Source organism: Pseudomonadales bacterium (assembly GCA_041395665.1).
In the GTDB taxonomy this organism is placed as follows: domain Bacteria; phylum Pseudomonadota; class Gammaproteobacteria; order Pseudomonadales; family UBA7239; genus UBA7239.
This window is the reverse complement of record JAWLAB010000009.1, coordinates 1-25,706: the sequence shown is the minus strand read 5'-3', so window position 1 is coordinate 25,706 and position 25,706 is coordinate 1. Positions and strand designations below refer to the sequence as shown.

The 25,706-nt window shown below is 47.0% G+C and carries 23 protein-coding genes and 1 pseudogene; 12 read left to right on the top strand and 12 right to left on the bottom strand.

The features are described 5' to 3' along the window. The first annotated feature begins 3 nt into the window (after positions 1-3). The 3 genes from R3E63_10425 (at position 4) to R3E63_10415 (ending at position 4,067) form a co-directional block, all read left to right on the top strand. Positions 4-1,467 carry a glutamate synthase subunit beta gene (locus R3E63_10425; protein ID MEZ5540338.1) on the top strand — a complete coding sequence of 488 codons (1,464 nt, stop codon included), beginning with the start codon at positions 4-6 and terminating at the stop codon, positions 1,465-1,467. A 76-nt stretch (positions 1,468-1,543) separates the two neighbouring features. After that, on the top strand, positions 1,544-2,596 hold the full coding sequence (gene hemE / locus R3E63_10420; protein MEZ5540337.1) for a uroporphyrinogen decarboxylase: 1,053 nt from the start codon (positions 1,544-1,546) through the stop codon (positions 2,594-2,596). 103 nt (positions 2,597-2,699) lie between these two features. Continuing rightward, on the top strand, positions 2,700-4,067 hold the full coding sequence (locus R3E63_10415; GenBank protein MEZ5540336.1) for a DUF3391 domain-containing protein: 1,368 nt from the start codon (positions 2,700-2,702) through the stop codon (positions 4,065-4,067). Between the two features lie 36 nt (positions 4,068-4,103). Here the strand turns inward: R3E63_10415 and R3E63_10410 are convergent, their stop codons facing one another. Further along, positions 4,104-6,209 carry an EAL domain-containing protein gene (locus R3E63_10410; GenBank protein MEZ5540335.1) on the bottom strand — a complete coding sequence of 702 codons (2,106 nt, stop codon included), beginning with the start codon at positions 6,207-6,209 and terminating at the stop codon, positions 4,104-4,106. Positions 6,210-6,306: 97 nt separating this feature from the next. Next, positions 6,307-7,335, bottom strand: coding sequence for an EF-P beta-lysylation protein EpmB (gene epmB, locus R3E63_10405; GenBank protein ID MEZ5540334.1), 1,029 nt, complete (start codon positions 7,333-7,335; stop codon positions 6,307-6,309). A gap of 43 nt (positions 7,336-7,378) precedes the next feature. Between epmB and efp the strand changes: the two genes are divergently transcribed. After that, a complete protein-coding gene (efp, locus tag R3E63_10400) occupies positions 7,379-7,948 on the top strand; it encodes an elongation factor P (GenBank protein MEZ5540333.1) in 570 nt (189 codons plus the stop codon). 91 nt (positions 7,949-8,039) lie between these two features. Next, positions 8,040-8,981: an EF-P lysine aminoacylase EpmA gene (gene epmA / locus R3E63_10395; protein MEZ5540332.1), complete on the top strand. Its 942-nt coding sequence runs from the start codon at positions 8,040-8,042 to the stop codon at positions 8,979-8,981. 3 nt (positions 8,982-8,984) lie between these two features. Here epmA and R3E63_10390 read toward each other — a convergent pair whose 3' ends face one another. Then, complete coding sequence (locus R3E63_10390) at positions 8,985-9,596, bottom strand: class I SAM-dependent methyltransferase (GenBank protein ID MEZ5540331.1); 612 nt, start codon at positions 9,594-9,596, stop codon at positions 8,985-8,987. Between the two features lie 150 nt (positions 9,597-9,746). Here R3E63_10390 and dapA point away from each other — a divergent pair, with 150 nt between their 5' ends. From dapA to R3E63_10360, 6 genes and pseudogenes are all read left to right on the top strand, one after another. Beyond that, positions 9,747-10,622: a 4-hydroxy-tetrahydrodipicolinate synthase gene (dapA, locus tag R3E63_10385; protein ID MEZ5540330.1), complete on the top strand. Its 876-nt coding sequence runs from the start codon at positions 9,747-9,749 to the stop codon at positions 10,620-10,622. 26 nt (positions 10,623-10,648) lie between these two features. Next, on the top strand, positions 10,649-11,647 hold the full coding sequence (gene bamC, locus R3E63_10380) for an outer membrane protein assembly factor BamC (GenBank protein ID MEZ5540329.1): 999 nt from the start codon (positions 10,649-10,651) through the stop codon (positions 11,645-11,647). Further along, entirely contained in the window at positions 11,647-12,450 is an 804-nt protein-coding gene (locus R3E63_10375) for an MBL fold metallo-hydrolase (GenBank protein ID MEZ5540328.1), read from the top strand. The genes bamC and R3E63_10375 overlap by 1 nt, the downstream gene beginning before the upstream one ends. Positions 12,451-12,452: 2 nt before the next feature. Next, a complete protein-coding gene (locus tag R3E63_10370; GenBank protein MEZ5540327.1) occupies positions 12,453-13,163 on the top strand; it encodes a phosphoribosylaminoimidazolesuccinocarboxamide synthase in 711 nt (236 codons plus the stop codon). A 157-nt stretch (positions 13,164-13,320) separates the two neighbouring features. Further along, positions 13,321-14,238 (top strand): HD domain-containing protein, encoded by a 918-nt coding sequence (locus R3E63_10365; protein MEZ5540326.1) that lies wholly within the window; start codon positions 13,321-13,323, stop codon positions 14,236-14,238. Between the two features lie 52 nt (positions 14,239-14,290). After that, a pseudogene (locus R3E63_10360) lies at positions 14,291-14,935 on the top strand (OmpA family protein). A gap of 175 nt (positions 14,936-15,110) precedes the next feature. Here the strand turns inward: R3E63_10360 and R3E63_10355 are convergent. The 9 genes from R3E63_10355 to R3E63_10315 are packed head-to-tail and all read right to left on the bottom strand — an operon-like array spanning position 15,111 to position 24,860. Next, a complete protein-coding gene (locus R3E63_10355; GenBank protein ID MEZ5540325.1) occupies positions 15,111-17,993 on the bottom strand; it encodes an Hpt domain-containing protein in 2,883 nt (960 codons plus the stop codon). A 4-nt stretch (positions 17,994-17,997) separates the two neighbouring features. Beyond that, the gene (locus R3E63_10350) at positions 17,998-19,050 is read right to left on the bottom strand and encodes a chemotaxis response regulator protein-glutamate methylesterase (protein MEZ5540324.1); all 1,053 of its coding nucleotides are present in this window, start codon (positions 19,048-19,050) and stop codon (positions 17,998-18,000) included. After that, entirely contained in the window at positions 19,040-19,531 is a 492-nt protein-coding gene (locus tag R3E63_10345) for a chemotaxis protein CheW (GenBank protein ID MEZ5540323.1), read from the bottom strand. The genes R3E63_10350 and R3E63_10345 overlap by 11 nt, the downstream gene beginning before the upstream one ends. After that, a complete protein-coding gene (locus R3E63_10340; GenBank protein ID MEZ5540322.1) occupies positions 19,518-21,224 on the bottom strand; it encodes a chemotaxis protein CheW in 1,707 nt (568 codons plus the stop codon). Before R3E63_10340 ends, R3E63_10345 begins: the two co-directional genes overlap by 14 nt. Positions 21,225-21,246: 22 nt before the next feature. Continuing rightward, on the bottom strand, positions 21,247-21,672 hold the full coding sequence (locus tag R3E63_10335) for a response regulator (GenBank protein MEZ5540321.1): 426 nt from the start codon (positions 21,670-21,672) through the stop codon (positions 21,247-21,249). 35 nt (positions 21,673-21,707) lie between these two features. Continuing rightward, entirely contained in the window at positions 21,708-23,087 is a 1,380-nt protein-coding gene (locus R3E63_10330) for a chemotaxis protein CheW (protein MEZ5540320.1), read from the bottom strand. Further along, entirely contained in the window at positions 23,074-23,991 is a 918-nt protein-coding gene (locus tag R3E63_10325; protein MEZ5540319.1) for a protein-glutamate O-methyltransferase CheR, read from the bottom strand. The genes R3E63_10330 and R3E63_10325 overlap by 14 nt, the downstream gene beginning before the upstream one ends. A gap of 27 nt (positions 23,992-24,018) precedes the next feature. Next, positions 24,019-24,465, bottom strand: coding sequence for a chemotaxis protein CheX (locus R3E63_10320; protein MEZ5540318.1), 447 nt, complete (start codon positions 24,463-24,465; stop codon positions 24,019-24,021). A gap of 26 nt (positions 24,466-24,491) precedes the next feature. Then, on the bottom strand, positions 24,492-24,860 hold the full coding sequence (locus R3E63_10315) for a response regulator (protein ID MEZ5540317.1): 369 nt from the start codon (positions 24,858-24,860) through the stop codon (positions 24,492-24,494). A gap of 159 nt (positions 24,861-25,019) precedes the next feature. On the opposite strand from R3E63_10315, the gene R3E63_10310 reads away from it, so the two are divergent. Further along, positions 25,020-25,706 (top strand): hypothetical protein (locus tag R3E63_10310; GenBank protein MEZ5540316.1); only part of this gene is annotated, 687 nt, incomplete at its 3' end.

Genomic DNA, 25,706 nt, shown 5'->3' with positions numbered 1-25,706 from the left:
GTAATGGGAAAGATTACGGGTTTTATAGAGTTTGATCGCCAAAAAGATGAATACGCTGAAGTGTCGGAGCGGGTCAAACATTACAAAGAATTTGTTATTCCTATGGCGAATGAGAAAGCCACGATTCAGGCAGCGCGTTGCATGGATTGTGGTACACCATTTTGCACAACGGGTTGCCCTGTGAATAACATTATTCCTGATTGGAATGATTTGGTTTACAAGGGCAACTATCAGCAAGCACTCAATACGCTGCACTCCACCAATAACTTTCCTGAGTTTACCGGTCGTATTTGCCCTGCGCCCTGTGAAGCAGCGTGCACACTGAATGTTAATCGCGACCCTGTCGGCATTAAATCGATTGAGCGTTTTATTGCAGAAAAAGGTTGGGAAAATTCTTGGGTTACACCACAGCCTGCCGCCAATAAAACGGGTAAAAAAGTGGCTGTTGTTGGTTCTGGCCCTGCTGGTTTAGCTGCTGCACAACAGTTAGCGCGAGCAGGTCACACGGTGACTGTTTTTGAAAAAAATGATCGCATCGGCGGTTTGATGCGTTACGGCATTCCTGGCTTTAAATTGGAAAAAACCGTGCTTGATCGTCGCCTTGAACAAATGAAAGCGGAAGGAGTGACATTCCGTACGGGCGTGTTGATTGGCAAAGATTTTCCCAGTGTTGTGGGCAATGACGCCAAGGAAATTATTTCTCCCGCGCAATTGCAGAAAGATTTTGATGCGGTGGTGATGGCGGGTGGTGCAGAAATGCCCCGCGATTTACTTGCGCCAGGCCGTGAGTTGCAGGGCATTCATTTTGCGATGGAATTTCTGCCGCAACAAAATAAAGTGGATGCTGGTGATAAATTACCGCAACAAATTTTGGCAACTGGCAAGCATGTAGTAGTTATTGGTGGCGGTGATACCGGTTCTGACTGTGTCGGTACATCGAATCGTCACGGTGCATTGAGTGTGACGCAGTTGGAAGTAATGCCTCGCCCGCCTGAGCAAGAAAACAAACCGTTGGTATGGCCTTACTGGCCGCTGAAATTGCGCACTTCTTCTTCGCACGATGAAGGTTGTGAGCGCGATTGGTCTGTGTCTACCAAGCGTTTTGAAGGCAGCAACGGCAAAGTGGAAAAAATTATCGCCTGCCGCGTTGAGTTCAAAGAAGGAAAATTGGAAGAAGTGCCCAACTCTGAATTTGAAATCAAAGCGGATTTGATTTTATTGGCGATGGGTTTTGTCTCGCCCGTTGCGAATGTGCTGGATGCTTTTGGTGTAGAAAAAGATGCGCGCGGTAATGTGAAAGCCAGCACGGATGGAGAAGGCTGCTATCGTACTTCCATCGATAAAGTATTTGCTGCGGGCGATATGCGCCGTGGTCAATCGTTGGTGGTGTGGGCGATTCGTGAAGGTCGTCAATGCGCACGCGAAGTAGATGCATTCCTGATGGGTTCCTCTATACTGCCCCGTTGATCCAGCAAAATTTGCCATAACCAAAGGCCGCTGTTGCGGCCTTTATTTTTTGTGAAACACGGTGTTGAGATTTTTTATGACTGAGTTGAAAAATGACCGCTTTCTTCGTGCCTTGATGCGTCAATCGGTTGATATGACGCCCGTATGGATGATGCGGCAGGCTGGGCGCTATCTTCCTGAGTATCGTGCAACGCGCACCCAAGCGGGTGATTTTCTCAAACTGTGCATGAATACAGAATTGGCGTGTGAAGTCACTTTGCAGCCATTGCGCCGCTACGCGCTCGACGCGGCAATTTTATTTTCAGACATTCTCACCATTCCCGATGCAATGGGCTTGGGTTTATATTTTGAAGAAGGTGAAGGCCCGCGTTTCCGTAAAACTATTCGCACAGAAGCTGATATCAATCAGCTCGCGGTTATCAATCCCGAAAAAGATTTACCTTATGTGACGGATGCCGTGAAATTGATTCGCCGCGAATTGAACGGTGCAGTGCCTTTAATCGGCTTTTCTGGCAGCCCGTGGACTTTGGCGACTTACATGATTGAAGGTGGCTCCAGTCGTGAATTTCAGCACGCCAAAAGAATGTTGTATGACACACCGGCTATGCTGCATCAATTATTGACCGTGCTGGCAGATTCGGTGGCTGTCTATCTCAATGCGCAAATAGAGGCGGGTGCGCAGGCGGTGCAGATTTTTGACACTTGGGGCGGCGCGTTGAGCCATGCGGCTTACGAAGAGTTTTCATTGGCGTATATGACGCGCGTGGTGAGTCAGTTGCAGCGCCAGCGAGAAGGGAGAGCTGTGCCAGTGATTCTGTTTACCAAAGGTGGTGGGCAGTGGTTGGAGGCTATGGCTGCATCCGGTTGCGATGCCTTGGGGTTGGACTGGACGGTGGATATTGGTAAAGCGCGGCAACGCGTGGGTGATAAAGTCGCGTTGCAAGGCAATATGGATCCCGCCATCCTGCGTGCATCCCCGCAGGCTATTCGCACTGAGGTAAAGCGTATCTTGGAGAGTTTTGGTGCACACTCAGGGCATGTGTTTAATCTTGGTCACGGAATAACACCGGATGTGCCTCCCGAGCACGCTGGTTGTTTTATTGACGCGGTGCACGAATTTTCCCAATAAAAATAAATATTTACTGGTATTAGAGTCTTTGCACTGCCCTTGAAAAACGGTAAATTGAAGCCAACAAATAAAAGAACGGGCAACCTACCTGAGGGAGTGCAGCGTGTCAGGTATTAAACAGGTCAAAGTCGATGTCAATGAGCTGATCATTGGTATGTATGTGTCGGGGTTGGACAGACCTTGGTCGCAGACGCCATTTCCGCTGCAAGGTTTTTTTATTCGTCAGCCGGATGAAATAGATCAACTTCGGCTGTACTGCAAATATGTGCATATCGATGTCCAGCGAGGCAAACAGCCGGTTGCAGTGAAGCATGCATCGATAGAGAAAAAAGGAGACTCAGCAGACGGTAAAGCAGGAGCTGAGAGACAGCGCCAACAAATTACCGCTGCGCCGCTTAAATTACGACACAACTTTTACAGTGATCCTGTCGCATTAAAAAAAGAAAATGTGGCGGCAGAAAAACTGCACGGTGACATTAAGGCAAACATCAATGAGGTGATGAGTGGCCTTACGCAAGGCGGAACCATTGAAGTAAAAAAAACCACGCAACTGGCAAGCCAAGTTGTGGATTCTGTGGTGCGCAACCCCGATGCTTTTTCATGGCTATCGCGTATTCGTGATAAAGATGAATTTACTTATGGCCATGTTGTGCGATCAGCGGTGTGGGCCGGTGTTTTTGGGCGACACATTGGCCTTGATAAAAAAGAAATGAATGTCTTGGTGTCTGCTTGCTTACTGAAAGACATCGGTAAAGTAAAACTGCCTAAGGAGCTGTTGACGATTCAGGAATCTGAACACACAGCCGAGCAACAAGCGGAATATAAAAAATTTATTGATTACAGCGTAGAAACACTGCGAGCTACTCCCGGCGTGCCCGCTGAAATTATTCATGTGGTGCGCAATCACTGTGAACGCTTTGATGGCTCTGGCTATCCGCAAGGTTTATTGGGTGACAAAATTCCGTTTCTAGCAAAAGTAGCAGGTATTGTTACGGTGTATGACGCTGTGACTAACCCGCGTAATAGTAAATACCCGCTGGCTCCATCAAAAGCGATGGCAAAACTGTATGACATGCGCAATATCGAATTCCAAGAGGAATTGGTGGTGCAGTTCATACAGGCTTTGGGTATTTATCCAACGGGTACACTGATCGAATTAAATACCGGTGAAGTGGCTGTAGTGGTTGAACAAACTTTTGCACGGCGCTTAAAACCCAAAGTCGCTATTGTGATTGATAAGGATAAGAACAAACTCAAGGAGCCAGTGATTCTAGATTTGTTTGAAGATTTTTCTGACAAATTGCGCAAGGCAGAAAAACGCGGTCAGCCGACTAGCTCCATTAAGGCGATTGAGATCATCAAGGATCTCGAGCCTGGCGTTTATGATGTGGATATCGCCGAAGTGCGTGACAGCTATCTGAAAGAAACTTGGAACTGGCGCACGGTATTAGGAAATATTACTGGGCGTTAGTTGTAATGAGTAAAATACATTTGAGGAATATGTTTATTATTCCTCAAATGCAAACTCCATTTTCTCTTTAGGCGCTTGTATATAATTTCCCTGTATGAAATGTGCGCCTGATTGCCACAGTGTCGCCATTAGGGACGCTTGTTCTACATAGGGAACAATGGATGTTTTTCTTGCTTCATTTAGATGTGCTATCAATTCTTTCAGTGGATCCACTTTTTCATTTTTATGTTGAATGTCAGTGGCAAAAGAGCCGTCAATCTTGACTAATTCCACATCTAAATGACTTAGTGTTTTAAATGGATCGAGAGAGCAACCGAAATGTTTGATGCTGCATCGAATATTAAGATCGCTCATCGCATTGCAGAAAGTTTTTGCATGGGTGAGGTAGTTTGCAGCATCCGTTTCAGAGAACTGCAATATGATTGCTTTGGCTGGAATGTTGGCCGTTTCTAAGGCGACTTTTAGCCACCCTGGAAAGCCTTCATCGCGTAAAGTTGCTGCACTAATGTTGAGCAATAGACTCGTGTCATGGCCAGCATTGTGGTGTGCGGCGAGAGCTTTCGCTGCGTTGATTATGGTCCAGCGATCTATCTTTTTACCTAGCTCGTTGTTATGCGCAAGGACTCTGAATATTTCCTTGTTGTCAACGGTTTGTCCTTTGTCATCAGGAGCCATATGCAGCAGCGCTTCATAGTGCTCTGTGGAGTCGCCCTGTAAACTGATAAAGGGTTGATACCTCAAGGTGAACCCATCTTTGCGTAAAGTGTTTTCAATCACTTCTGTGATGAGTGAATCATCTTGCTCGTAGGTGTCATTCAACGAGGCAATAAAGTAATGCGCTCCATTACCTGTACCATTTTTTCCTGCTTTTATAACTTCTTCACAGGCATTGTGCGCGCGGTCCAGCACTTGATCTGAGCTGGTGGTTTTTTCGGTAATAGGACAGATTCCTATGCTGACAGTGACTTGCGTTGTTTTTCCACCTGCCTGGCAGATATGACTGGCTATTTTTTGACAGAGGTCTCGTGCTTGTTGTGTCTGCTGCTCTTCATCAATACCACTAACAACCCAAGCAAATTCACCGTCGGCAACCCTACCGAGGGTGCCGTTGCTACCTAATGTATTTTTAATAAAGTTGGCCAGATCTTTTGTTGCTGCGTCGCGTGCAGATGCTCCGAGGGTAGAGCGCATTTCGTCGTATAGATCGATACTGATAATGTGCAGTGAACTGAACTTATCTTTTTCGGATGCATCGTGCACCGCTTGGCTCAGTAAGTTATTTATGTAGAGGCGGTTGTAAAGGCCGGTGAGCGCATCAAGGTTGCTGGCTTTTTTGATTTCTGCAGCAACAGCGGCGCTGTCTAAGCCAATCTGTGCGGAAACCAGTAGTTGTGTGCAGGGATCGTTTTCAAAAATAGCGTGTGAAACAGCAATATCAATATTGAAGCTGCTGCCATCATGGCGCGTACCAGTTAAAGACAAATCTTGATTGTCGTTTTCGCTAAACTTAAAAGCTTTCATGAAGCTTTTGTATTTCTCTTGATCTGAATCGGCAATGATATCGACAACAGGCATCACAATGATGTCGTCCGTTTCTTTGTAGCCAAATCGTTCTGCAAAACTTTGGTTGGCATAGAGGAACATGCCGTCTTCGACATAGGCAATCGCATCACGCGAACTATCAAGCAATTGCTGGCAGCGTTTTTCGGAGGCTAATAATTTTCTGTCGGCGGCGCGGCGTTCACGGCGTTCTTGTAAGTTCCCCAATTCGCGCGCCATCACCATCAATAAGTGTTGGTCGTCGTCCAAAATCACCACATCGCGCGCGCCCGCTTTTAAGCCGTCAATTAGTGCAATGGCCAATTCATCGGGATCGGTTTCGGTAAGAAAAATAGCAGGAATATCTTTGTCTAATTTTTTGATAGCACGCAGCGCAGCTTTAGGATCACAAGATTTAGCTGAATCAACAGCCAACAATAAATCCCACGCTTGGTCGCCCAGTAATTTTTCTAAGCCCTCGATGCTCGGCACATGCTGCGAGCGCATGGTGTGACCCGAATTGCGCAGCATACTCAGCAAGCGTTCAACTTCGCTGGCGTTGTCATTGATGATGAGGAGACGAGTAGTTTCTGTTTTGCTCATGGGGAACTTGTTTTTATAGGCAAAGTGATGCTGCGTCTTGCAGCTAGGCGGATGATGATAGCGGACTTGCGAGACAAAGGAAAAGGCAGCTGTTGCGCTAGATCAACCAAGATTTTGAAGGCTGTCCTGCGTTCTCACGCACTAGGCGCGGCACAAGAAAGCCGGGCAGTAGGGCTTGGAGCTGGCGGTGAATCTCGCTGGCGGTTGTATCGTGCACAGCAAAGTGCTGGCTGCCTTTCACTTTATCCAGCGCGTGCAGGTAGTAGGGCAGGCAGCCGGCGGCGAACAGGCGCTCGCTGAGCGCGGCGAGAGTGGCGGCGTTGTCGTTGATACCAGCCAGCAATACAGATTGATTGAGCGTCGTTATGCCGCTGCTCTGGAGGGCTTGGATAGCGTGTGCAACAGCCGCATCAATTTCATTAGGGTGATTGCTGTGCAGCACCACAATTGACTGCAAACGGCTGCTGGTCAGTGTGTGCAGCAGTGCGGGCGTAATGCGCTGCGGTATCACAATGGGCAGGCGTGTGTGCAGGCGTAGACGGGTGATGTGAGGAATACTGGCGATCTGTTCGGTGAGCCATGCCAGTTGTTTGTTGGGCAGCGTGAGCGGATCGCCGCCGGATAGAATGACCTCATTCAGCTCGGTGTGTTGGCGGATGTAATTGAGCGCCTGCTGCCAATCCAAACGGCTATTGCGATTGTCTTGATACGGAAACTCGCGGCGAAAACAGTAGCGGCAGTGCACCGCACACAGGCTGGTGCTGATCAGCAACACGCGCGAGGCGTACTTGTGAATTAAGCCCGGAACTGGATTGTGCGCTTGCTCGTCGAGAGGGTCACCAGAGTAGCCTGGCTGTTCCAGCAATTCTGCTGACTGCGGTAGCACTTGCAGCAAGAGCGGATCCTGCGGATTGCGCGATTCGATGCGCTGCAAATACGGCTCAGGCACACGCAGCGGGAAATCGCGGCACGCTTGAAGAATGGCTTCAGATTGATCGACAGATAGTGATAATCGCTGGCATAACACGGCGGGGTCACTGATGGCAGTGCGCAGAATGGATTGCCAATCGTCATCGTGTTCGTGCGTGGTTTGAACCTGACAGGCTGCATCGGAAACGGGTATCATTGCGCCTCTTTTTTTCAGGCCTGTTTGTTAACAGCGAGGGTTTATGGCGAACTATTCTACCAGTGAATTCAAAGGCGGACTCAAAGTGATGTTGGACGGCGATCCGTGCAATATTCTGGAGAACGAGCATGTCAAACCTGGTAAGGGGCAAGCATTCAATCGCGTGAAATTGAAGAACTTGAAAACAGGTCGCGTGTTGGAAAAAACTTTCAAATCGGGCGATACATTGGAAGGCGCTGATGTAGCAGATTCTGATATGCAGTATTTGTACAACGATGGTGAATATTGGCACTTCATGGAGCCAGAATCCTTCGAACAGCATCAAGCAAACAAGGCAACCGTGGGTGATGCGGCGTTGTGGTTGAAAGAACAAGACACTTGCATCGTCACGCTGTATAACGGCGCGCCGTTGGCAGTGACACCACCGAATCATGTGGTGATGGAAGTGGTAGAAACAGATCCGGGTTTGCGCGGTGATACCGCCACTGGCGGCACCAAGCCGGCTAAGTTGGCAACCGGCGCTGTGGTTAAAGTGCCGTTGTTTATGAATGTCGGCGACTTGATCAAAATTGATACGCGCACGGGCGAATATCTCAGCCGCGCGAAAGAGTAAGTGATGCGCGAACTGTGCATGATGAAAACCGGCTGCGGCCGGTTTTTTATTGTCTTGTTAAACATTGTCTCGCTAAGCATGAAGGTGTGATGTGATTGATTGGCGACCGTCAGCATCGATAGCAATGCTACAAAAACGCGCTGCGTTGTTGGCATACTTGCGTGCTTTTTTTGCCGAGCGCGGTGCCATGGAAGTGGATGCACCGGCAATTACGGCAACAGCCGTCACTGATCCCAATATCGAAAGCCTTGCCGTCAATTTTGCGCAGCGCGCTGACTTTGATGGTAGCCTGATCACATCGCCAGAGTTTTATATGAAGCGCCTGCTGGCAGCGGGCAGCGGCGATATTTACAGCTTGAATCATGCATTCCGTGCCGATGAATCGGGCTCGCGTCATCACCGTGAATTTATGCTGTTGGAGTGGTATCGCTGCGGCTGGTCAATCGATATGTTGATGCAAGAAGTGGAAGTTTTGGTGCGTGGTGTATTGGACGGCGCGGTGCAATACCTCACTTATCGCGATGCGTTTATGACTCACACAGGTTTAGATCCTTTTTTTGTTAGTGTGGATGTATTAAAAAAATATGCGCAGGAAAAGTTATCGCCTGCGTTTGATTCGGATGATCGCGACCTTTGGTTGGATCTGTTGTTTTCGCATCTCGTTGAACCTCAATTGCGCGGCTTGGTGTTTTTGACGCAATTTCCCGCAGCACAAGCGGCGTTGGCGCAGACAGAGCTGGATGAATACGGCAACGCCGTGGCTTCGCGCTTTGAGTTGTATATCGACGGCGTGGAAATGGCGAACGGCTATCAAGAAGAATTAAATACAGAAGTTTTGCGCGAGCGTTTTTTATCCGACCAACAAAAACGCGCGCAGCGTTCGCAACATGTACCTGCTTTGGATGAGCGGTTTTTGGCGGCAATGGTGGCGGGTTTGCCGCCCTGCGCTGGCGTGGCTCTAGGCGTGGATCGTTTATTGATGGCGCTGTGTGGTGAGAAAAAAATTCGCGCTGTGGTGTCTTTTCTCCAATAAAAATTACACGCGGCGAAATAAGCCCAGCGTTTTCACCATCGGCAATTCTTCAAACAAACCTGATGCTTTGGCGAGTTTCCAAATGTCGTAAGGCGCTTGGCCGCCTTGTGTTGGATCGGGAAAAATGTCGTGAATAGCGAGGATGCCGCCGACGCGAATATGCGCCACCCAGCTGCGGTAATCGCTCAGTGCAGCTTCCCAAGAGTGGCCGCCGTCGATAAAAACCATGCCCAGTGGTGTTGCCCACTGTCGTGCCACAACCAGTGAAGGCGCAACAATCGGCACGACATGGTTTTCCAATTGTGCAGCGCGCATGGCTTTGCGAAATTCGCGGAAGCTATCCATCAAACCAACACCTTGATCATACAAATCAGGGTCGTGATATTCCTCGCCAAGTTGGTGTTCTTCCGAACCGCGATGGTGATCGACGGCGTAGACAATGTTGTTGGCTTGCTTGGCAGCGGCGCCGAGGTAGACCGTCGATTTGCCGCAGTAGCTGCCAACTTCCAAACAGGGGCCTAGCGCGGCTATTTCTACCGCGTGTTGATACAGAGCTGCGCCCTCTGCAGGGTCGAGAAAACCTTTGATGGAATGGATGTCGATAGGAAGTTGCATAAGGTCTCAGGATCCAAAAAGAAAGTGTGAAAGCGCGGATGGCGCATTATACAGACGGCACAACGCGCTAATACTTTTTGCCTTGAGCAAACCGCAGTGCGTCACTAACATATGCCATCTTTCGCAGCCGGTTTTACAGGGGATAAATAGATGATCACGGGCAGCATGGTGGCTCTGGTAACACCGATGAGTGAGAGCGGCACTTTAGATTGGGATGCTTTGGCCGAGCTGATTGAATGGCATATTGAGCAGGGTACGCACGCGATTGTGGCGATGGGCACAACGGGCGAATCCGCTACACTGAGTTTTGAAGAACACATTGCCGTGGTGCGCAGTGTCGTCAATCAAGTACGAGGTCGCATCCCTGTGATTGCTGGCACAGGTGCCAACTCCACATCCGAAGCGATTGAACTAACGCGCGCGGCAAAAGAAGCCAAAGTGGATGCCTGTTTATTGGTCACGCCCTACTACAACAAGCCGACACAAGAAGGTTTGTACCTGCACCACAAAGCGGTAGCAGAAGCGGTTGCCATCCCCCAAATTTTGTACAACGTGCCAGGCAGAACCGCTTGCGATATGTTGCCGGAAACGGCTCTGCGCTTGGCGCAAATTACCAATATTCGCGGCATCAAAGATGCAACGGGCAATTTAGATCGCGCGCGCGAAATGATCGAGAGAGCGCCAAGTGATTTTTGTGTTTACTCCGGCGATGACGAAACAGCGGTTGATTTAATTTTGCTTGGCGGCAAAGGCGATATTTCTGTCACCGCCAATGTGGCGCCAAAACAGCTTGCCAAAATGAATGCCTTGGCTTTGGCGGGAAAAGCCGATGAAGCGCGCGCAATCAATGAGGCATTGATGCCTTTACATCAAGCGATGTTTGTTGAGTCCAATCCTATTCCTGTGAAATGGGTGTTGGAGCAAATGGGAAAAATTAAATCGGGTATTCGCTTACCGTTAACTGCGCTATCAGCCAAACACCATGAAAGTGTGAGAGCGGCATTGGTAACGGCGGGTTTGTTGTGATGTTTTGTTTGGGAAAGGAAAAAAAAATGCGGATCAAAAAAACTTTCTGCAGCTCTCTAGCCGCATTATTGGTGATGTCAGTTAGTGGTTGTGGTTTGTTTTTTGGCGACGATGGAGTATTTCGCGATCGCCGTGATGATTACCTGAAAGCGCAGAGTGTTGAACCTATCAAAATTCCTTCAGACAGTAAGGGCGAGCGGCTAGGCCAGTTGTTTGTTATTCCACCTTTAGCGGGTACTGGTAGCACAGCACCGGCAGAGTTTGTTGTACCAAAACCTTCAGCACCTGAGAAAATTGTTGAACAAACGGATCAAATTAAAATTCAGAAATTGGGTGAGCGTCGTTGGATTGATATTCGTCGCACACCTGCAGCTGTATGGCCACAGGTGCGTGATTTCTTATCAAATCAAAGCATGCCCATTGTTGAGCAAAGTTCCGTTGGCGGCACGCTGGAAACGGCATGGATACCCGCACAGACCACCGGTGTGGATCGCTACCGCATTCAGTTGGAATCCGGTTTGAGCCCACAGTCTACGGAGATTCGCGTGGTGCAAATGAATGCAGCCCGTGCGGATGACAGTGCGGCGTGGCCAGAGCGTTCCATGGATGCTGATCGTGAAGCTTGGTTGATCAAAGAGCTAGCAACTTATTTAGCAAGCCATACCGATACACAAGCATCCATGTTGGCGCAGGGTGCTAATCATCAAGCGCAGCGTGTGCTTTTGCTGCAATCCCCCGAGCCAATTTTACAAATGACAGTGGATTACGCGAGAGCGTGGGCATCGGTAAGTGGCGCACTGAATAGCGATGGTTATCGCGTCGATAGCGCCAACCGTGAACAAGGGGACTGGCTGGTATCGGTTGTATCGAGCGAAGATAAAGACGAAACGACGCAATACCGTGCGCACCTTCAGCGTTTAACAGATGACAAAGTGCAAGTGACTGTGCGCAGCAGTGACGGTGAAACATTGCCAGAAGCGGAAGCAGAAAAATTGCTGCAACACATTTGGGATAACTTACTCTGATGCGCTTTGCATCCATTGGCAGCGGTAGTCGCGGTAATGGCACTTTGGTGCAAGCTGATGACACATTGCTGCTAGTGGATTGTGGTTTTGCACTGAAAGAGACTATTGCTCGTCTAGCAAGATTGGGGGTGGAGCCGCAGCAGTTGAGTGCGATCTTGGTGACACACGAGCATGGAGATCATTGCAGTGGTGTTCGTGTGTTGGCGAATCGCTATCAGTTGCCGGTGTATATGACAGCGGGTACAGCGCGCTCCAAAGCTTTGGTCGATGTGGCGCAAATGAACATCATTGACAGTTATTCGTCTTTTTCTGTGAATGAAGTAATAGTGCAGCCAGTTGCTGTGCCACATGATGCGGCAGAGCCTGTGCAATTTGTTTTTCATTGGCAGGCGCGCTGTCTCGGTATACTGACCGATATCGGCACAATTACACCGTTTGTAAAACAACACTACCAAGCTTGTGATGCATTGTTATTAGAAAGTAATCACTGCCTTGATATGTTGGCGCGCAGTGATTATCCCTCGTCGTTAAAATTGCGTGTGAGCGGACGCTTTGGGCATTTAAGTAATGCGCAAGCAGCTGATCTACTAGAAGATATTGATCTTGCGCGGTTGCAGCATTTAGTCATCGCACATTTAAGTGAAAAAAATAACACGCTGGAGCGTGTGCAAAAGAGCATGGAAAAAGTAATACAGAATGTAAGCAATGTTCTGTTTGCTTGTCAGGAGCAAGGGTTTGATTGGTTGAGTGTCAATCAATCAGTGGGTTATGTTGTCAGTCATATGTCGAGAGATGTCGCATGAACATAGAGAAGAAAGATGAGCTGTATAAAGGTAAAGCGAAAACTGTATATGCCACCAATGATCCCGATCGTTTAATTATGTTTTTTCGTAATGATACTTCTGCTTTTGACGGTAAGAAGTTGGCGCAGTTGGATCGTAAGGGCATGGTGAACAACAAGTTCAATGCCTTCATCATGCAAAAATTACAAGCAGCAGGTATTCCAACGCACTTTGAAAATTTATTGAATGATCAAGAGTGTGTTGTCAAAAAATTAACGATGCTACCTGTAGAGTGCGTAGTGCGTAATCGCGCAGCAGGTAGTATGTGTCGCCGTCTAGGTATTCAAGAAGGCGCGGAATTGTCACCGCCCACTTTTGAATTTTTCTTGAAGAGTGATGCGTTGGGTGACCCCATGATCAATGAATCGCATATTGAAACTTTTCAATGGGCGACACGCGAGCAAGTGGAGGCGATGAAAGCAATGACTTTTCGCGTCAACCAAATACTGCAAGAAATTTTTCTCGCAGGTGATTTGGTGCTCGTGGATTCCAAGCTGGAATTTGGTTTATTTAATGGCGAGCTGGTATTGGGTGACGAATTCAGCCCCGATGGTTGTCGTTTGTGGGACAAAACTACTGGCGAAAAGATGGACAAAGATCGCTTCCGTCAAGATTTGGGTAATGTGATTGAGGCATATGAGCAAGTTGCTCGACGCATTGGTGTTCCTCTGTAAAAACTCTTGTAACAAGTAGGGTTAACAGAAGGGGAAATTGTTAACCACTTGGCAAAATTGGTAAAAAGCTCGCCGGATGCGTTGATGCCCTGACTATAATCGGGCGTCCGGCGAGTGAGACGATAGTTGTGCAGCGTACTCAAATGGATAAGAGGCTATGCAAAAAGAACAAGAAATAAAAAGTGCTCCTGCTAGTTACGACATTAGCCAGACGGTTTGTATTGATAGCCCCCAAGATGTTTGCGCTGCGGTAAAAGCTGCTTTTGTTTCACACTTTCCTGAGAGCGAGTTTGTTGTTGTCAGCACTGCATTCGACGATGTTGCGCGCTTGTATCGTGGTGAATCCAATGAATACCACGCTTGTGATACGGATTATCACGATTTACGCCATATTCTTGATGTAACGCTGGCAGTTGCGCGGTTATTAGTTGGCTACGAGCGTGTACACGCCAACACGCCTGATGTGTTGGGTGTCGAGCGTGTGCAGATGGGCATTATCGCTGCACTATTTCACGATATCGGTTATTTGCGTCATGTAAAAGATACGCGCCACAAGCACGGCGCGGAGTACACCAAAACGCATGTTGCGCGCGGTGTGCGATTTTTGTCGCGCTATTTACCGACGGTTGGTAAGGCGAGCTGGGTGCCGCGTATGCGTCAGTTGTTGCATTACACCGGTTATGAAAAAACTGTGCGCATGAAAAATGTTCGTGATCATATGCTGGGATGCTTGTTGGGGACCGGAGACTTGATTGCACAAATGTCGGATCGCGCTTACCTTGAGCGTTGCCGTGACAGCCTGTATAACGAGTTTCGCATCGGCAATGTGCCGGCGCCGCAAAGTATTGATGGGCGACCTTTCGAATCGCCAGCGGATCTTCTGAATCAAACACCTGAATTTATGCGAAAAACAGTCGACGGCCGATTAAACCAGCTCTTTGGAGCTGTTTATCGTTACGCCGAGCAATTTTTTGGTGGTGATAACTTGTATATGATGGGTTTAGAAAGAAACTGTGCTTATTTGCAAACGCTATTAGAAGAAAAGCGTTTATACCGATTGCAGCGACGCGTGTAGCCGCGCATAATTTTTTCTCTACACAACAACTCGCCATTGAGCGGGAGGAAAAATGCTTCGTAAAACAGTGCTTGTTTTTATTGTCAGTAGCTTGGTGGGTTGCCAAACGACAGATCCGTATACTGGTGAAACTAGAACCAGCAATACTGCGAAAGGTGCGGGCATTGGCGCTCTGGCAGGCGCTGTCATCGGTGCTGCCGTGAACCATAATAATCGCGGTAAAGGCGCAATGATTGGCGCGGCAGTTGGTGGTGCAGCTGGCGGTGGTTACGGTTATTACCAAGATAAACAAGAAGAAAAACTGCGTCAGCAATTAGCGGGTTCGGGTGTTGATGTGCAGCGCAACGGCGACAACATCAAATTAATCATGCCTGGTAATGTTACCTTTCGTACAGGCAGCGCAGATATTCAGCCAGATTTTTATCAAACATTGAATGCCGTCAGCGGATCCTTAAGAGAATTTCCAGACAGTAATGTGCGTATTACTGGTCATACGGATTCCACTGGAGATGCGATGCGCAATCAAGTGCTTAGTGAGCAACGCGCCAGCAGTGTTGCCCGATATTTGGCATCGCAGGGTGTTTCATCTGCGCGATTCCAAGTCAGCGGTTTGGGTGCGCGTTACCCTATCGATAGCAACTCTACTGAGTATGGTCGTCAAGCGAATCGCCGCGTTGAGTTGGATGTGATCCCCATGAATCGTCAGCAACAGAATTACAACAATAACAGCTACAACAACGGGGGCTACAACGACGGTAGGTATAACAATAATGGTTACGATAACGGCAGCCGTTATAACGATGGATCGTATCGTGGTTATTGAGGGACTGTCTGTAAATAAATGCAGGCGGGTACTTAGCTCGCCTGTATTTCTAAATTGCTTCTAAGTTGCTTATCCTAGATAGCGCATTATTTTGTGCATATTGTTGGAGAAAGTAACTATTTAAAATAAATACCAACTCTCCATTGCTGCGCACAGTGACTCCGCTGATAGAGGGTGATTGCCGTAAGTCTTTGTGCAGATCTCGTACAAAAACTTTTTCTTTGCCTAAAATGGCGCTCACGCAGATAGCAATTTTATTTTTCTGTTGTCCAATAATAAGAATAGTTGCATCGATATTTTCATTAATGTGATGAAAATTGAGTAACGGTGAATCTTTGCTAAGAAGTTTTCCCCGTTGCGCGACTAGGTCATCCAAATTAAATAAAGGAATTATGGTATCGCGCAGTAACAAAGCCGATTGCCCCATGATGGTTTGAATCAGTCCATCGTTAGTAGAAAGTATTTCAGTGACGCGTGATTGTGCTAACGCGTAGGTATGACTACCTGTTTGCACCATGAGGACATCTTGCAGCGCGGCAGAAAGTGGGAGTGTCATGATAAATCTCGTACCGAAGCCGGGTACGGTATGGACATCAATGTTGCCGCCAATGTGTTGAATGCGTGTGATAACCACATCCATGCCTACGCCGCGTCCAGATGTTTCTGTGACCGCTTCTGCGGTAGAAAAGCCGGGTAGGAAAATGAGTTTACACGTTTCTTGGTCTGTCAAAATGTCGTGTTCTTGAATAAAGCCTTTGCGGATAGCACTCTCACGAATTTTGGGTAGATTGATGCCGCGCCCATCGTCGGCTATTTCTAATAGCAGCGTGCTGCCTTCTTGTGAGGCGGAAAGCACAAGGGATGCCGCTTCATTTTTCCCTGTGGCGCAGCGATCTTCTGGGTGTTCAATGCCGTGATCAATACAGTTTCTTACGAGGTGAATAAGCGGCTCCATCAAAACATCAACCATGCCTTTGTCGATACAGACGCTGGCGCCCTCAATGGATAGATCAATTTTTTTCCCCTGCGTGTCTGCCATTTTTTGTACGAGCTGAGGGATGCGATTGAATACAGCGGATACAGGCACTACACGCAAATCTAAAATGCGATTCTGCATGGCGTCTAGTGATAGACGCAGCTTCTCTTGGTTGTGTTCTATTTTTTTCTGTGCGCGTTGTAGTGTGTTAAGTATAGTTTGGATCGTTTCAGCATCCTGCGCAGTAATAGATTTGCTTTGATGGTCAGCTAGCCATTTCCAGCCTTGGGTGATGGCGTCTTCTATAGCGGTGCTTTTTAGTTCATGCGATAGCGCATTGTGCGCCATCAATAACTCACCTGATTGTGTCATAAGACTTTCTAGCGTGATGCTTTCGATGCGCAATGTGGCGCTTGATGTGCTAGGTGTTTTTTTGTCGATATCTGCGGTGGTTTTTTGATGGGGGCTGTTGGTGTCGTATTCTTTCTTTACCGTAAGGTTTTTTAAGGATAGATAATTTTTAACGGGGAGCGCTTTATTAATATCTTGGTTAAGGGTGTCTGTATCCTTTGTGAGGATTACGATGAAAATAAGGGCATTGGTAGAACCAGAATAGCTGTGTACAGGAGTGCCTGACTTTTCAATGAGTGCGATAGCTTGCTCTAAAGAGTCGTTATCGCAACCTGCATCAATGCTGATCTCTATGATTGTTTTTCCATTGTTGGCAGCTTCATTAAGTTGCGCTATAGCGCTATTAGAGAGTTGTCTAAATATATTTTGAGGTATGGAAATATTCGTAGATAACTGCTGCCTTGATAGTTCGCTTATTTCTCCTAACATGGCTTGCGCAATACTATCGTCAAGTTCGGCGATACGGTTCTTTAGGGTTTGGGCGCTGGCTTCAGTTTCACCTGCTTGTGATTGGTTGGCGAAAGAGATATCAGCGGCGCGCCGCATTGCATAAAACGCAGCGTGCCTATCCGGAATTTCATTGCGTTTTATATGGCGGAGAATCTGTAAAAGGTAGCGGAATAAAGTAGCTAATTGAGAGTAGCCAAATAAGTCTGCATTGATCGTTAGTAGCTTGAGCAGTATTTCGCAATCATTGATAGGGGTTGGTGAGTCTGGGTTTTCTTCGATTAAATCAAATAAATAATCCAGTCGCCCTGAAAGTTGAGTGAAGTTGACAAACATGGCATCGAAGTAAGCAGCGTGGAGAGTGCTCGTGCCGCAATCGACCTGAAAATATTTTTCAAACAAAGTAATTCTGTGCAGTATTTCAGCTGCCAAACTGGCTGCTAGCCCTTGGTCTAGCGGGTTTGTTGCTTTGATGTATTGACGAAGTAAAGTGGAAATGGCGGTGAAGCCCAGTAGATTACATATGCTAACCAGCTTGTTCAGTGATCGCTTAACTTTTGTGAATTCTTGATCGGGAGTTAGTCCAGTGACAAGTTCTTCTTGGCATGCACTAGCGAATTCATGCAATTCATCACCGCTGAGCTGCATGGATGAAAATAAACTTAAATGAGTCGCAGTGTTGCTGTCAGTGAATTCTGTCTCCTCTGGTGTGGCAGCGAGAGAATAGCCCTCTGACATTTTCTGTAGTTGAGTTACCAGCGCAATATTTTCTTGCGGTGCATTGCCGCTGTTACGCATTTGTTGCAGTTGCTGTTTTAGCCAGTCAATACCGGAAAGTAATGTATTGATAGTGCTGGATTCTAGAGTGGTTTTTCCTTTGCGCACCAGGTCTAAATAATCTTCACTGGCGTGAGCCACTTTTTCCATGCTGTGAAAATCCATCATCGCGCAGCTACTTTTTATCGTGTGAAAATCACGAAATAACTGGTGGATGTCTGCACTGGTTTCAGCATCGCTGGCAGCCAGTATTAACTCCAGACTATCAAGTTGTTCTGAAACTTCAGTGAGAAAAGCTTGCCAGAGATCGCTGTCTTTCATGGGCTTAATCCTTGCTATTGAGCAAGCATTGCTGAATTAAGTTAGGGATAGCGGTGTAATGTGCTTGGAATTCCACTGCCCCATTCTCCATCGCCACACGAGGCATACCATAGACCGCACAGCTGGCCTGATCTTGCCCGATCGTTAGAGCACCGGCACGACGCATTTCCAGTAGCCCCGCTGCGCCGTCTTCACCCATACCCGTCAGGATAATACCTATGGCTCGTGTGCCTAATTGAGTGGCGACAGAGCGAAACAACACATCCACAGAAGGGCGGTGGCGATTAACTGGCGGATCTTCTGAAATGCGTACATGCAGCGCATTATTGTGTTTGATTAACGCCATGTGTTTTCCGCCAGGAGCGATTAAAGCGCAGCCTTTGCGTACCACATCACCATCAACAGCTTCACGCACTTCAATGGTACAAATACTATTTAAGCGTTTAGCAAATAGCTCGGTGAAATGTTTTGGCATGTGTTGCACGATGAGTGTGCCAGGTGTGTTGGCGTCCATTTTTTTTAACAAATGCTCAACAACCGTTGTGCCGCCTGTAGAGCTGCCGATCGCGATAACTGATGCTGTGCGGCGCGTTGATGGTGCGACAAAAGACGCAGTAGGCGGCGTTTTTTTAGATATTTCTGGTGCAGTGTGATGCGGTGTGGCGCAGGCGGCAGCCTTAATTGATTGTGTAATAGTGGCCGTAATCTCTTCTAAAAATGATTCAACGCCTATATTGGGTTTGGCAATAATATCTACCGCGCCTAATGTGAGTGCATCAACGGATGATTTTGCGCCAGGCCCAACATGTGATGAACAAATAACAAAGGGTGTTGGTCGGTGTTCTCTTATATATTTTAAGAAATCCAAACCGTGCATCCCCGGCATCTCTAAATCTGAAACAATGACATCTGGCCATTGCTTCTCCATCTTTTTTAATGCGATGTCTGCGGTGGCTGCAACGCCAATGACATGAATATCTGGATCCTTTTCTAAAATCATTTTAAGCACTGCGCGCACTGTGGCTGAATCATCTACCACGAAAACATTAATGGGCATGATGATTTTCCAAGTTGGACTTGTTGCTTAATGCATCATTGATCCATTGTGTTGGATCGCCGAGGCGCAGCGTAAGTACGCTGCTATCATTGTTTACATAAAGACGATCAAAGAATGTATCAATGTATTTATTGATCCCGTGCGCTTGATGCCATTGGTTAGGAAGTGGAGTGATAAAACCTTTGATGTCATCAATGGCGACCAATGCTACAGGCTGAGAGTTTTTGCTGTTACACAGCACAATAATGTGCGCAGGCGTGGGTAATGAGCTTGGCTCTGCGCCTAATACAATTCGTAAATCGATATATGGCAATGCAATATTCTGCCAATTACTAGATTGTCCGTGATGCGATACAGAGTTCATTGTTGGCGAACAAAGTGTTTCATCAAAAAGTATCACTTTTGCAATACAGCGTAGTGGCAACATCAGCGAAAAAGTGTCGCAATAAAAATGTAGATGTTCCTCCTCAGAATGCAGCATGGCGTGGCTCAATATAATGACAAGTTAAACGAAATAAACTTTCGCAGTCTAAAATAACAACGGCACGCCCATTGCCAAGCAGTGATATGCCACCAATGCTAGGAATGCTGCGTAAATCTTGATGCGTATTGCGCAAAAAAAGATCTTGCCTGCCGATTGCATCGTCAATATGCAGTGCAATGTAGTTATTTTCCTGTTGCAAGATGACCAATAAAACTCTCTCAATGTCCTGTGGTGAAGAAGAGCTTAGTTGCAGCAGGCGGCTTAGCGAGTAAACAGGTATAGATTGCCCTCGAAGATCGAGCATTCTCAGCCCTTGATCGTCTGTTAATTCGTTAGGCGACACTTCAAGCACTTCCATGACATGCCTGGATGGAATAGCAAACTGCTGTTTTCCTGCTTCGATGAGCAATGTATTTTGTATTGCTACAGTTTTGGGTATATGCAGAGTAAATTGTGTGCCTTCGGTAGGTGTGCTTTTAATTTGGATAGAGCCGCCGATACGCAATAAGTGATCTCGTACAACATCTAACCCCGTTGTGAGGTTGGGAGTATCACTCAGCGCCTGATTATGTATTTTTTCCCGCATGACTTTGCCGTTAGCGCCGCAACCATCATCTTGGATATCAATTTGCACTAACTCGCCTATTTTTTTGGCCACAATATTGATTTTCCCTGTTTCTGGCTTATTACTACTTCTGCGCTCTTCTGGTGATTCAATGCCATGAGTAACGGCGTTGTGCAGCAGGTGTATGAGCGGTTCAGAAATAACGTCCAACATACTTTTATCGATGGTTATATCTCCGCCGTCAGTGGCTAACTGCACTTGTTTACCATGTGTGGCGGCTTTTTGGCGCACGATACGAGGTAGTCTTGTGAAAATGGTAGACAGTGGAATGGTGCGTAGAGACAGTATTCCACTTTGGATGTTCTCATTGATGGTGCGCATACGCGCGTCAAGGTGGAGTAAAAATTGTCGGTTGTCTACGAATTCTCTGAGGATGCTTTCAAATGTTTTATGGATATCTGCAGTGTGGTCGCTTTCGGTAAGAACTTTTTGTAGATCGCTTTGTATATCGTTAATGCGATGAGTAATATTTTTCGAATTAGATAGCTGGCTAATTTGATGCTCAACCAAAATAAGTTGTGTGATTTGAGTGACTAATTCATCCAAACTGCTACTACTAATACGCAGTGTGTCAATTTCGAGTGCTTCTTTTTCTTCGGTAAGGTCGTGTGTTTTTTTCTCAACCAGTTCTTGGTGTGCCGGCTCAGTCAGTTCAGACGGAGAAAGTTCTTCTTGTTGGCGAAAAGGCGCTAATTTCTTGTGTAGTGCATCATGGCTGGTGTTGGGAAGTTGGCTTGGTGTTGCGTCGGCTACTTGTTGTTTAATCCAATCTACGGACTCTAATAAAGCATGCAGCATGTCGCGGTTGGGTGGTGTTTTGGATTTTCGTAAGCCGTGCAATACATCTTCGCAGGCATTGGCAATTTCCATAGGCTCTTTGAAGCCCACCATAGACAAATTGCTTTTGATGGTATGAAACTCTCGGAATAGCGCATCAATATCAGTAGCGCCAGTATTTTTTGAGTCATGAACTATCGCTTTGGCGATTAATGTTTCTGTGACATCCAGCTTCTCGCCAACTTCAGCAAGAAAAATAGGCCACAATTGCTCCAACATACTGCTCATGGTTTACGCTCAATGCAGCCGATTAAAGGCGCTGATGAATAGCGTCGAGCAGTTCTCGGCTTTTCTTTTCTTCAAAATCTAAACTGAGTACGCCAGAAGGTTTTGGGATGATATCGGCTGCGCCTAGCTCCAAAGCGTCATGTGCTTCGCGTGAATCTAGTCGCGCAACAGAGGAAATGATGATGACTTTAGCGCTGGTAATAAGTCTTGATCGCCTCAAGAATTCAATGCCATCCATGTTGGGCATTTCGATATCTAACAAAATGACATCGGGAGATAATTCTGTGACTTTTTCTAATGCGATGGCGCCATCTTCAGCTTCGCCAACAACGGTCAGCAATGAGTCTTTTTCTAATATGTTGCGAATAATACGGCGCATCAAAAAGGAATCATCAACGATCAGCACCTTCAACTGAGTTGTGGGCGTTTCACTGGAAGCTTGGTTCATGACAGGGTCTCCAGAAAGATGTGCAGGTGAAAGTTTTATGATTGAGCGTGCTGTTGGCTGAACAAGCTAGGATTCAAGAGCGGAATGAGCTCTTCTTCTACGCAAGCAATACCGCTAAGAAGTCGAGTGTCGATGCCTGTTTCACTGTGGATGCTGGATAAGGGTATTTTGATAATGTTTTCCGCTGCTTCTACACAGATGGCCCAGTCTTGTGATGCATTTCCCACGATGACATATTCGTTCTGTTTTTGTTGCTTGTCTGTTTTAAGGATATTTTCAATAGACAAAACAGGGATGACTTTCCCTTCAATATTAATGGCTCCACAAATATTTTTATTGTCGTCTTCTATTGGTGTCATAGGGAAGAATGGAACGATGCGTTTGACCGTATGCAGAGGAATAAAAAAAGGTTTGCAGTTGAGCAATACTTTTAAGAAGCTGCTGGTTTCTTCCGTTTGCTTGACGCGGGACACAGTGCCCTGCTTTACATATGGCACAAGAAATTCAGCCATTGCGTCGTTAATAATTTGGCGAGGGCTCAATAGTAGCGTTGTAGTATTTTGGTGAACAAAAACACCAGAAATCTGTTGGTTGTTATCTACTACAGGCTGGAAGGTTTCAAAGGGAAATTTTTCGACGCCTAGCAGATGTTCAATCAAGAGTCCGTAATAAATGCCTTCTCGTTCAACCACAACTAGCCATGAATGTTTGTTGGATACTGCAGTATTTGGATTGATAAGGCTAACCAAATCAATCATAGGAATCGTTTGTTGTCGCAATAAACTGAATCCCAATAAACTCATCGGTGCATCAGGTATCGGTGTGTAAGGGCATACCTCCAGAATTTCAACGACACTTTGCAATTCAAAAGCAAATTGATCGTTGTCGCTACCAATAACGAGGCAGGCAATGGTGGTGTCTTCTTCGGTAAGGTTTTGCTCGGAAATTTTTCCCAGTGTGCCGGTGTTTGTATCGTATATATTGTTTGTTTGTATCAGAGAACCTAGTTGTTGCGGATCAAGAATGTAGACGGTGTGTCCCTTGAAGTCGGACTCGCCCAGCAATAAGTGCTTTGCGATGGGAGGGCTGTCAGCTTGTAAGGCTCGTACATCCAGCGTGCTTCTTTCCTGCGTGTAATCAACCTGCAAGGCGCATAATGCACGTCCTGTTTCAATTAAAATTAATTCGTGGCGCGATGCTGTTCTAGATTCATTGCATAGTGTGGTGAGGTTAACCTGTAGTGCGATGGTGCCGTCGATATTGACTAGCCCATCAATATAGTTGGGTACAAAAGGAATCGGTGTGACAGGGAGTTCCGCTAAAATTTTTTGTACACAGTGAAGCGGCAACGCAAATTGATGAGCGCCACTGTGTACGATGAGGAAAGATGCTTTAGCTATTTCAGTGTTTTTCATAAATAACACATTTATTCTGACGGTTTTCGTGAAATAAATTAGGAACGGCCATCGTATCTACTAAACTAAGCATCAGGCTGCCTTGATGTTGCAGAGCGTGGTGTAGCGTTCTGATAATTGTTTTTTGTGGCTCTGTATCCATATAGATAAGAGCGTTGCGACAAAAGATTACATCGAATTCCCGCTGTGGGAGTGTGGGGTTCATCAAGTTGTACAAATCAAATTGTACAAAGCGTCGCACGCTGTCTTTTATGCGCCATGTTGTTCTGTCTTTTTTGTCATCGCTCATTAAGTCAAAAAAACGCATGTAGGCTGGCGGGAATTGTCGAAACGAGGTTAACCCTTCTTTGCGCTGCGTATAAGTGCCATCGCGTGCGATGCGAATGGCTTGGCGAGAAATGTCGGTACCTAAAACTTCTAATTTCCAGTCAGGTAGTAGTGTGATGTGGCCACTCGCGGTTTCCTGTGCAACACCTAAGCGTACGAGTGTGTTGAGTGTCAGCATGGCGAGTGTGTAAGCTTCTTCGCCAGTGGCGCAAGCAGCGGACCAGAGCGAGATCTTTTTGCTACCTTTATGCTGTTTTTTTCTCTGCACTAAGTTGGGGATGACATAATCTTCGAGTGCATTTAAGTGTGCGCGTTCACGAAAAAAATAAGTTTCGTGGTTGGTTAAATCCTCCACTAATGCGGTCAACTGATTTCTGCCTGTATCTACTTCTAGTGCGTGAAGGAATGCCGAGAGATCGGTTGGATTCTGAAAAATACGCTCCAGCTTGCGCTGAATTTGGGGTGAGGCGCGAAAGCCTGCAAACAGCTTGAGGCGCTGCATCAGTTGCTCGACCATCCGTGTGGTAGCAGTCGATCGGTGTTCCGTGAGTGGTGGACCGCTGCTGTGGCTACTCATACTCGACTCCCTACAAAGCCTATGAAGCTATTGCAGGCAGACCACCAGCGAAGCTTTGTGCCCATTCCAAACGAAGGGGACAACACCGATATCGTAGTTGCGCGGGAAGTAGATGTGCTCTGGCCGACCGGTAACAACCACGGGGACAGAAATCATGAATCCTGAGCCAAGCACTTTTCGTGCGTTACCTGAGACAGTGTTGGTGATCTCGCCGATCACATCGTGAAATAGGCTTTCGTCGATCTCTGGCTCACCCATGGCCAGTAGCACTTGCCCCAACATCTCCTTGGTGGCCGTGAGATAAATAGAGCCCTGCTTGTCGCCACTGACACCGATGATACCGGTGTACTCGCTGGCAGGTGTGGCGGTGGTTTCTGTGTGATAGGACGGCTTGATGTCCAAGTTGCCACCGATATTGGTAGCAAAATAATGGCGCAGGCTGTCGACAAAAATTTGTAGTTCAGCTTCTTTCATGGGCCTGGCTCCCCTGTCGGACGGTATCAACCCTGGGCTTCCTCAATGAGCTCTTCCAGTGCCGTGTTAATTTGGTCATCATCAAAGGGTTTGGTTAGAAAACCTTTGGCACCATTTTTCATCGCTTGGATCGTCGTGGCTTTATCAGAAAGCGAGGAAATCACGAGAATCATGACATCGGGCTTGAGGGCGACAAGGTGCTGCACGCACTCCACGCCATCCATTTCCGGCATGGTGAGGTCCATAGTGACCAACTCCGGCATCTCGCGTTTGAACACCTCTACCGCTTCTACGCCGTTGCTGGCAGTTAGGAAATCGGTGACTTGCTCTAGGGTGATGGAGCGTTGAATCTTGCGCTGCATCACCGTGGAGTCGTCAACAATCAGCATTTTCATAGAACATCCTCGGGTGATTTTTATGCGGCTTCATGGTTTTACATAAACGCCAGTCTTGTCAATGATTTTACTGCGGATGTGTGTTCGGAGTGGTGTGCATCTGCTTCAGACGGTATCCTTTGCCCTATTAATAAACGAGGAATCTTGTGCATGGAGAAGATGGCGATCAGTGACTTGATCGAAAGTCAGCTTCAGCAGGAAAAACAGCTGGAGAAGTTTTTCCGTACGGCGACACCGCAATCGTTAAAGGCACATCTGGCAACTATGCCTGCAGGTGTGTCGGAGCAAATTACATACCTCAATGCTGTTCTTAAAGTATTGAGTGAGCTAGATGTTCAGCCGGTGCAAGTTTTTTCACTGTTGGAAACGGTTCGCCCCATTATCTACGATAAATTCACGATGCTGACTTCCCGCTTCTTAGGACATTCAGCTGTATTTTCCCCGCGCATTCAGGAGTTGTTGGATCAGGCTGTTGCACTGTTAAATCACATGACATCCTCCTATGACAATGTGGTGGAGGAAACGCGTGCGCAAGGTGACAAGCAAATTTTTATCTTAGGCGCAGCTATTCAGCGCGCCATGGCGGATAAAACTTTTTTGCTGTACTGCTATCTCCAACTGTATTTGCCTGTGCCTCAACAGCTGTGGCGGCAATTTAATAAGCTGTATTTAATCGCAGCCGAAAATAAGTTACTGATTCAAACTACGCCAGACCCTTTAGTGTTTCCACGCAAACCACTCAATCTGCGTCAAATATATTTGTATGCAGCCATGCTCGATTGCTCAGATACACCGCATTTGAGTTGTAGTGATATTCGCACATTGTCAGAAGCGCTGAAAGATTGG

What these genes read in the sequence shown, in the direction of transcription:
- R3E63_10315 (MEZ5540317.1), bottom strand. Translation starts at nt 24,860, where the DNA reads ATGAAAATGCTGATTGTTGACGACTCCACGGTGATGCAGCGCAAGATT.
- R3E63_10330 (MEZ5540320.1), bottom strand. Translation starts at nt 23,087, where the DNA reads ATGAAAAACACTGAAATAGCTAAAGCATCTTTCCTCATCGTACACAGT.
- R3E63_10345 (MEZ5540323.1), bottom strand. Translation starts at nt 19,531, where the DNA reads ATGCTGCATTCTGAGGAGGAACATCTACATTTTTATTGCGACACTTTT.
- R3E63_10325 (MEZ5540319.1), bottom strand. Translation starts at nt 23,991, where the DNA reads ATGAGTAGCCACAGCAGCGGTCCACCACTCACGGAACACCGATCGACT.
- R3E63_10340 (MEZ5540322.1), bottom strand. Translation starts at nt 21,224, where the DNA reads ATGAGCAGTATGTTGGAGCAATTGTGGCCTATTTTTCTTGCTGAAGTT.
- R3E63_10390 (MEZ5540331.1), bottom strand. Translation starts at nt 9,596, where the DNA reads ATGCAACTTCCTATCGACATCCATTCCATCAAAGGTTTTCTCGACCCT.
- R3E63_10365 (MEZ5540326.1), top strand. Translation starts at nt 13,321, where the DNA reads ATGCAAAAAGAACAAGAAATAAAAAGTGCTCCTGCTAGTTACGACATT.
- R3E63_10335 (MEZ5540321.1), bottom strand. Translation starts at nt 21,672, where the DNA reads ATGAACCAAGCTTCCAGTGAAACGCCCACAACTCAGTTGAAGGTGCTG.
- R3E63_10350 (MEZ5540324.1), bottom strand. Translation starts at nt 19,050, where the DNA reads ATGCCCATTAATGTTTTCGTGGTAGATGATTCAGCCACAGTGCGCGCA.
- hemE (MEZ5540337.1), top strand. Translation starts at nt 1,544, where the DNA reads ATGACTGAGTTGAAAAATGACCGCTTTCTTCGTGCCTTGATGCGTCAA.
- epmB (MEZ5540334.1), bottom strand. Translation starts at nt 7,335, where the DNA reads ATGATACCCGTTTCCGATGCAGCCTGTCAGGTTCAAACCACGCACGAA.
- dapA (MEZ5540330.1), top strand. Translation starts at nt 9,747, where the DNA reads ATGATCACGGGCAGCATGGTGGCTCTGGTAACACCGATGAGTGAGAGC.
- bamC (MEZ5540329.1), top strand. Translation starts at nt 10,649, where the DNA reads ATGCGGATCAAAAAAACTTTCTGCAGCTCTCTAGCCGCATTATTGGTG.
- efp (MEZ5540333.1), top strand. Translation starts at nt 7,379, where the DNA reads ATGGCGAACTATTCTACCAGTGAATTCAAAGGCGGACTCAAAGTGATG.
- R3E63_10425 (MEZ5540338.1), top strand. Translation starts at nt 4, where the DNA reads ATGGGAAAGATTACGGGTTTTATAGAGTTTGATCGCCAAAAAGATGAA.
- R3E63_10320 (MEZ5540318.1), bottom strand. Translation starts at nt 24,465, where the DNA reads ATGAAAGAAGCTGAACTACAAATTTTTGTCGACAGCCTGCGCCATTAT.
- R3E63_10375 (MEZ5540328.1), top strand. Translation starts at nt 11,647, where the DNA reads ATGCGCTTTGCATCCATTGGCAGCGGTAGTCGCGGTAATGGCACTTTG.
- R3E63_10355 (MEZ5540325.1), bottom strand. Translation starts at nt 17,993, where the DNA reads ATGAAAGACAGCGATCTCTGGCAAGCTTTTCTCACTGAAGTTTCAGAA.
- R3E63_10410 (MEZ5540335.1), bottom strand. Translation starts at nt 6,209, where the DNA reads ATGAGCAAAACAGAAACTACTCGTCTCCTCATCATCAATGACAACGCC.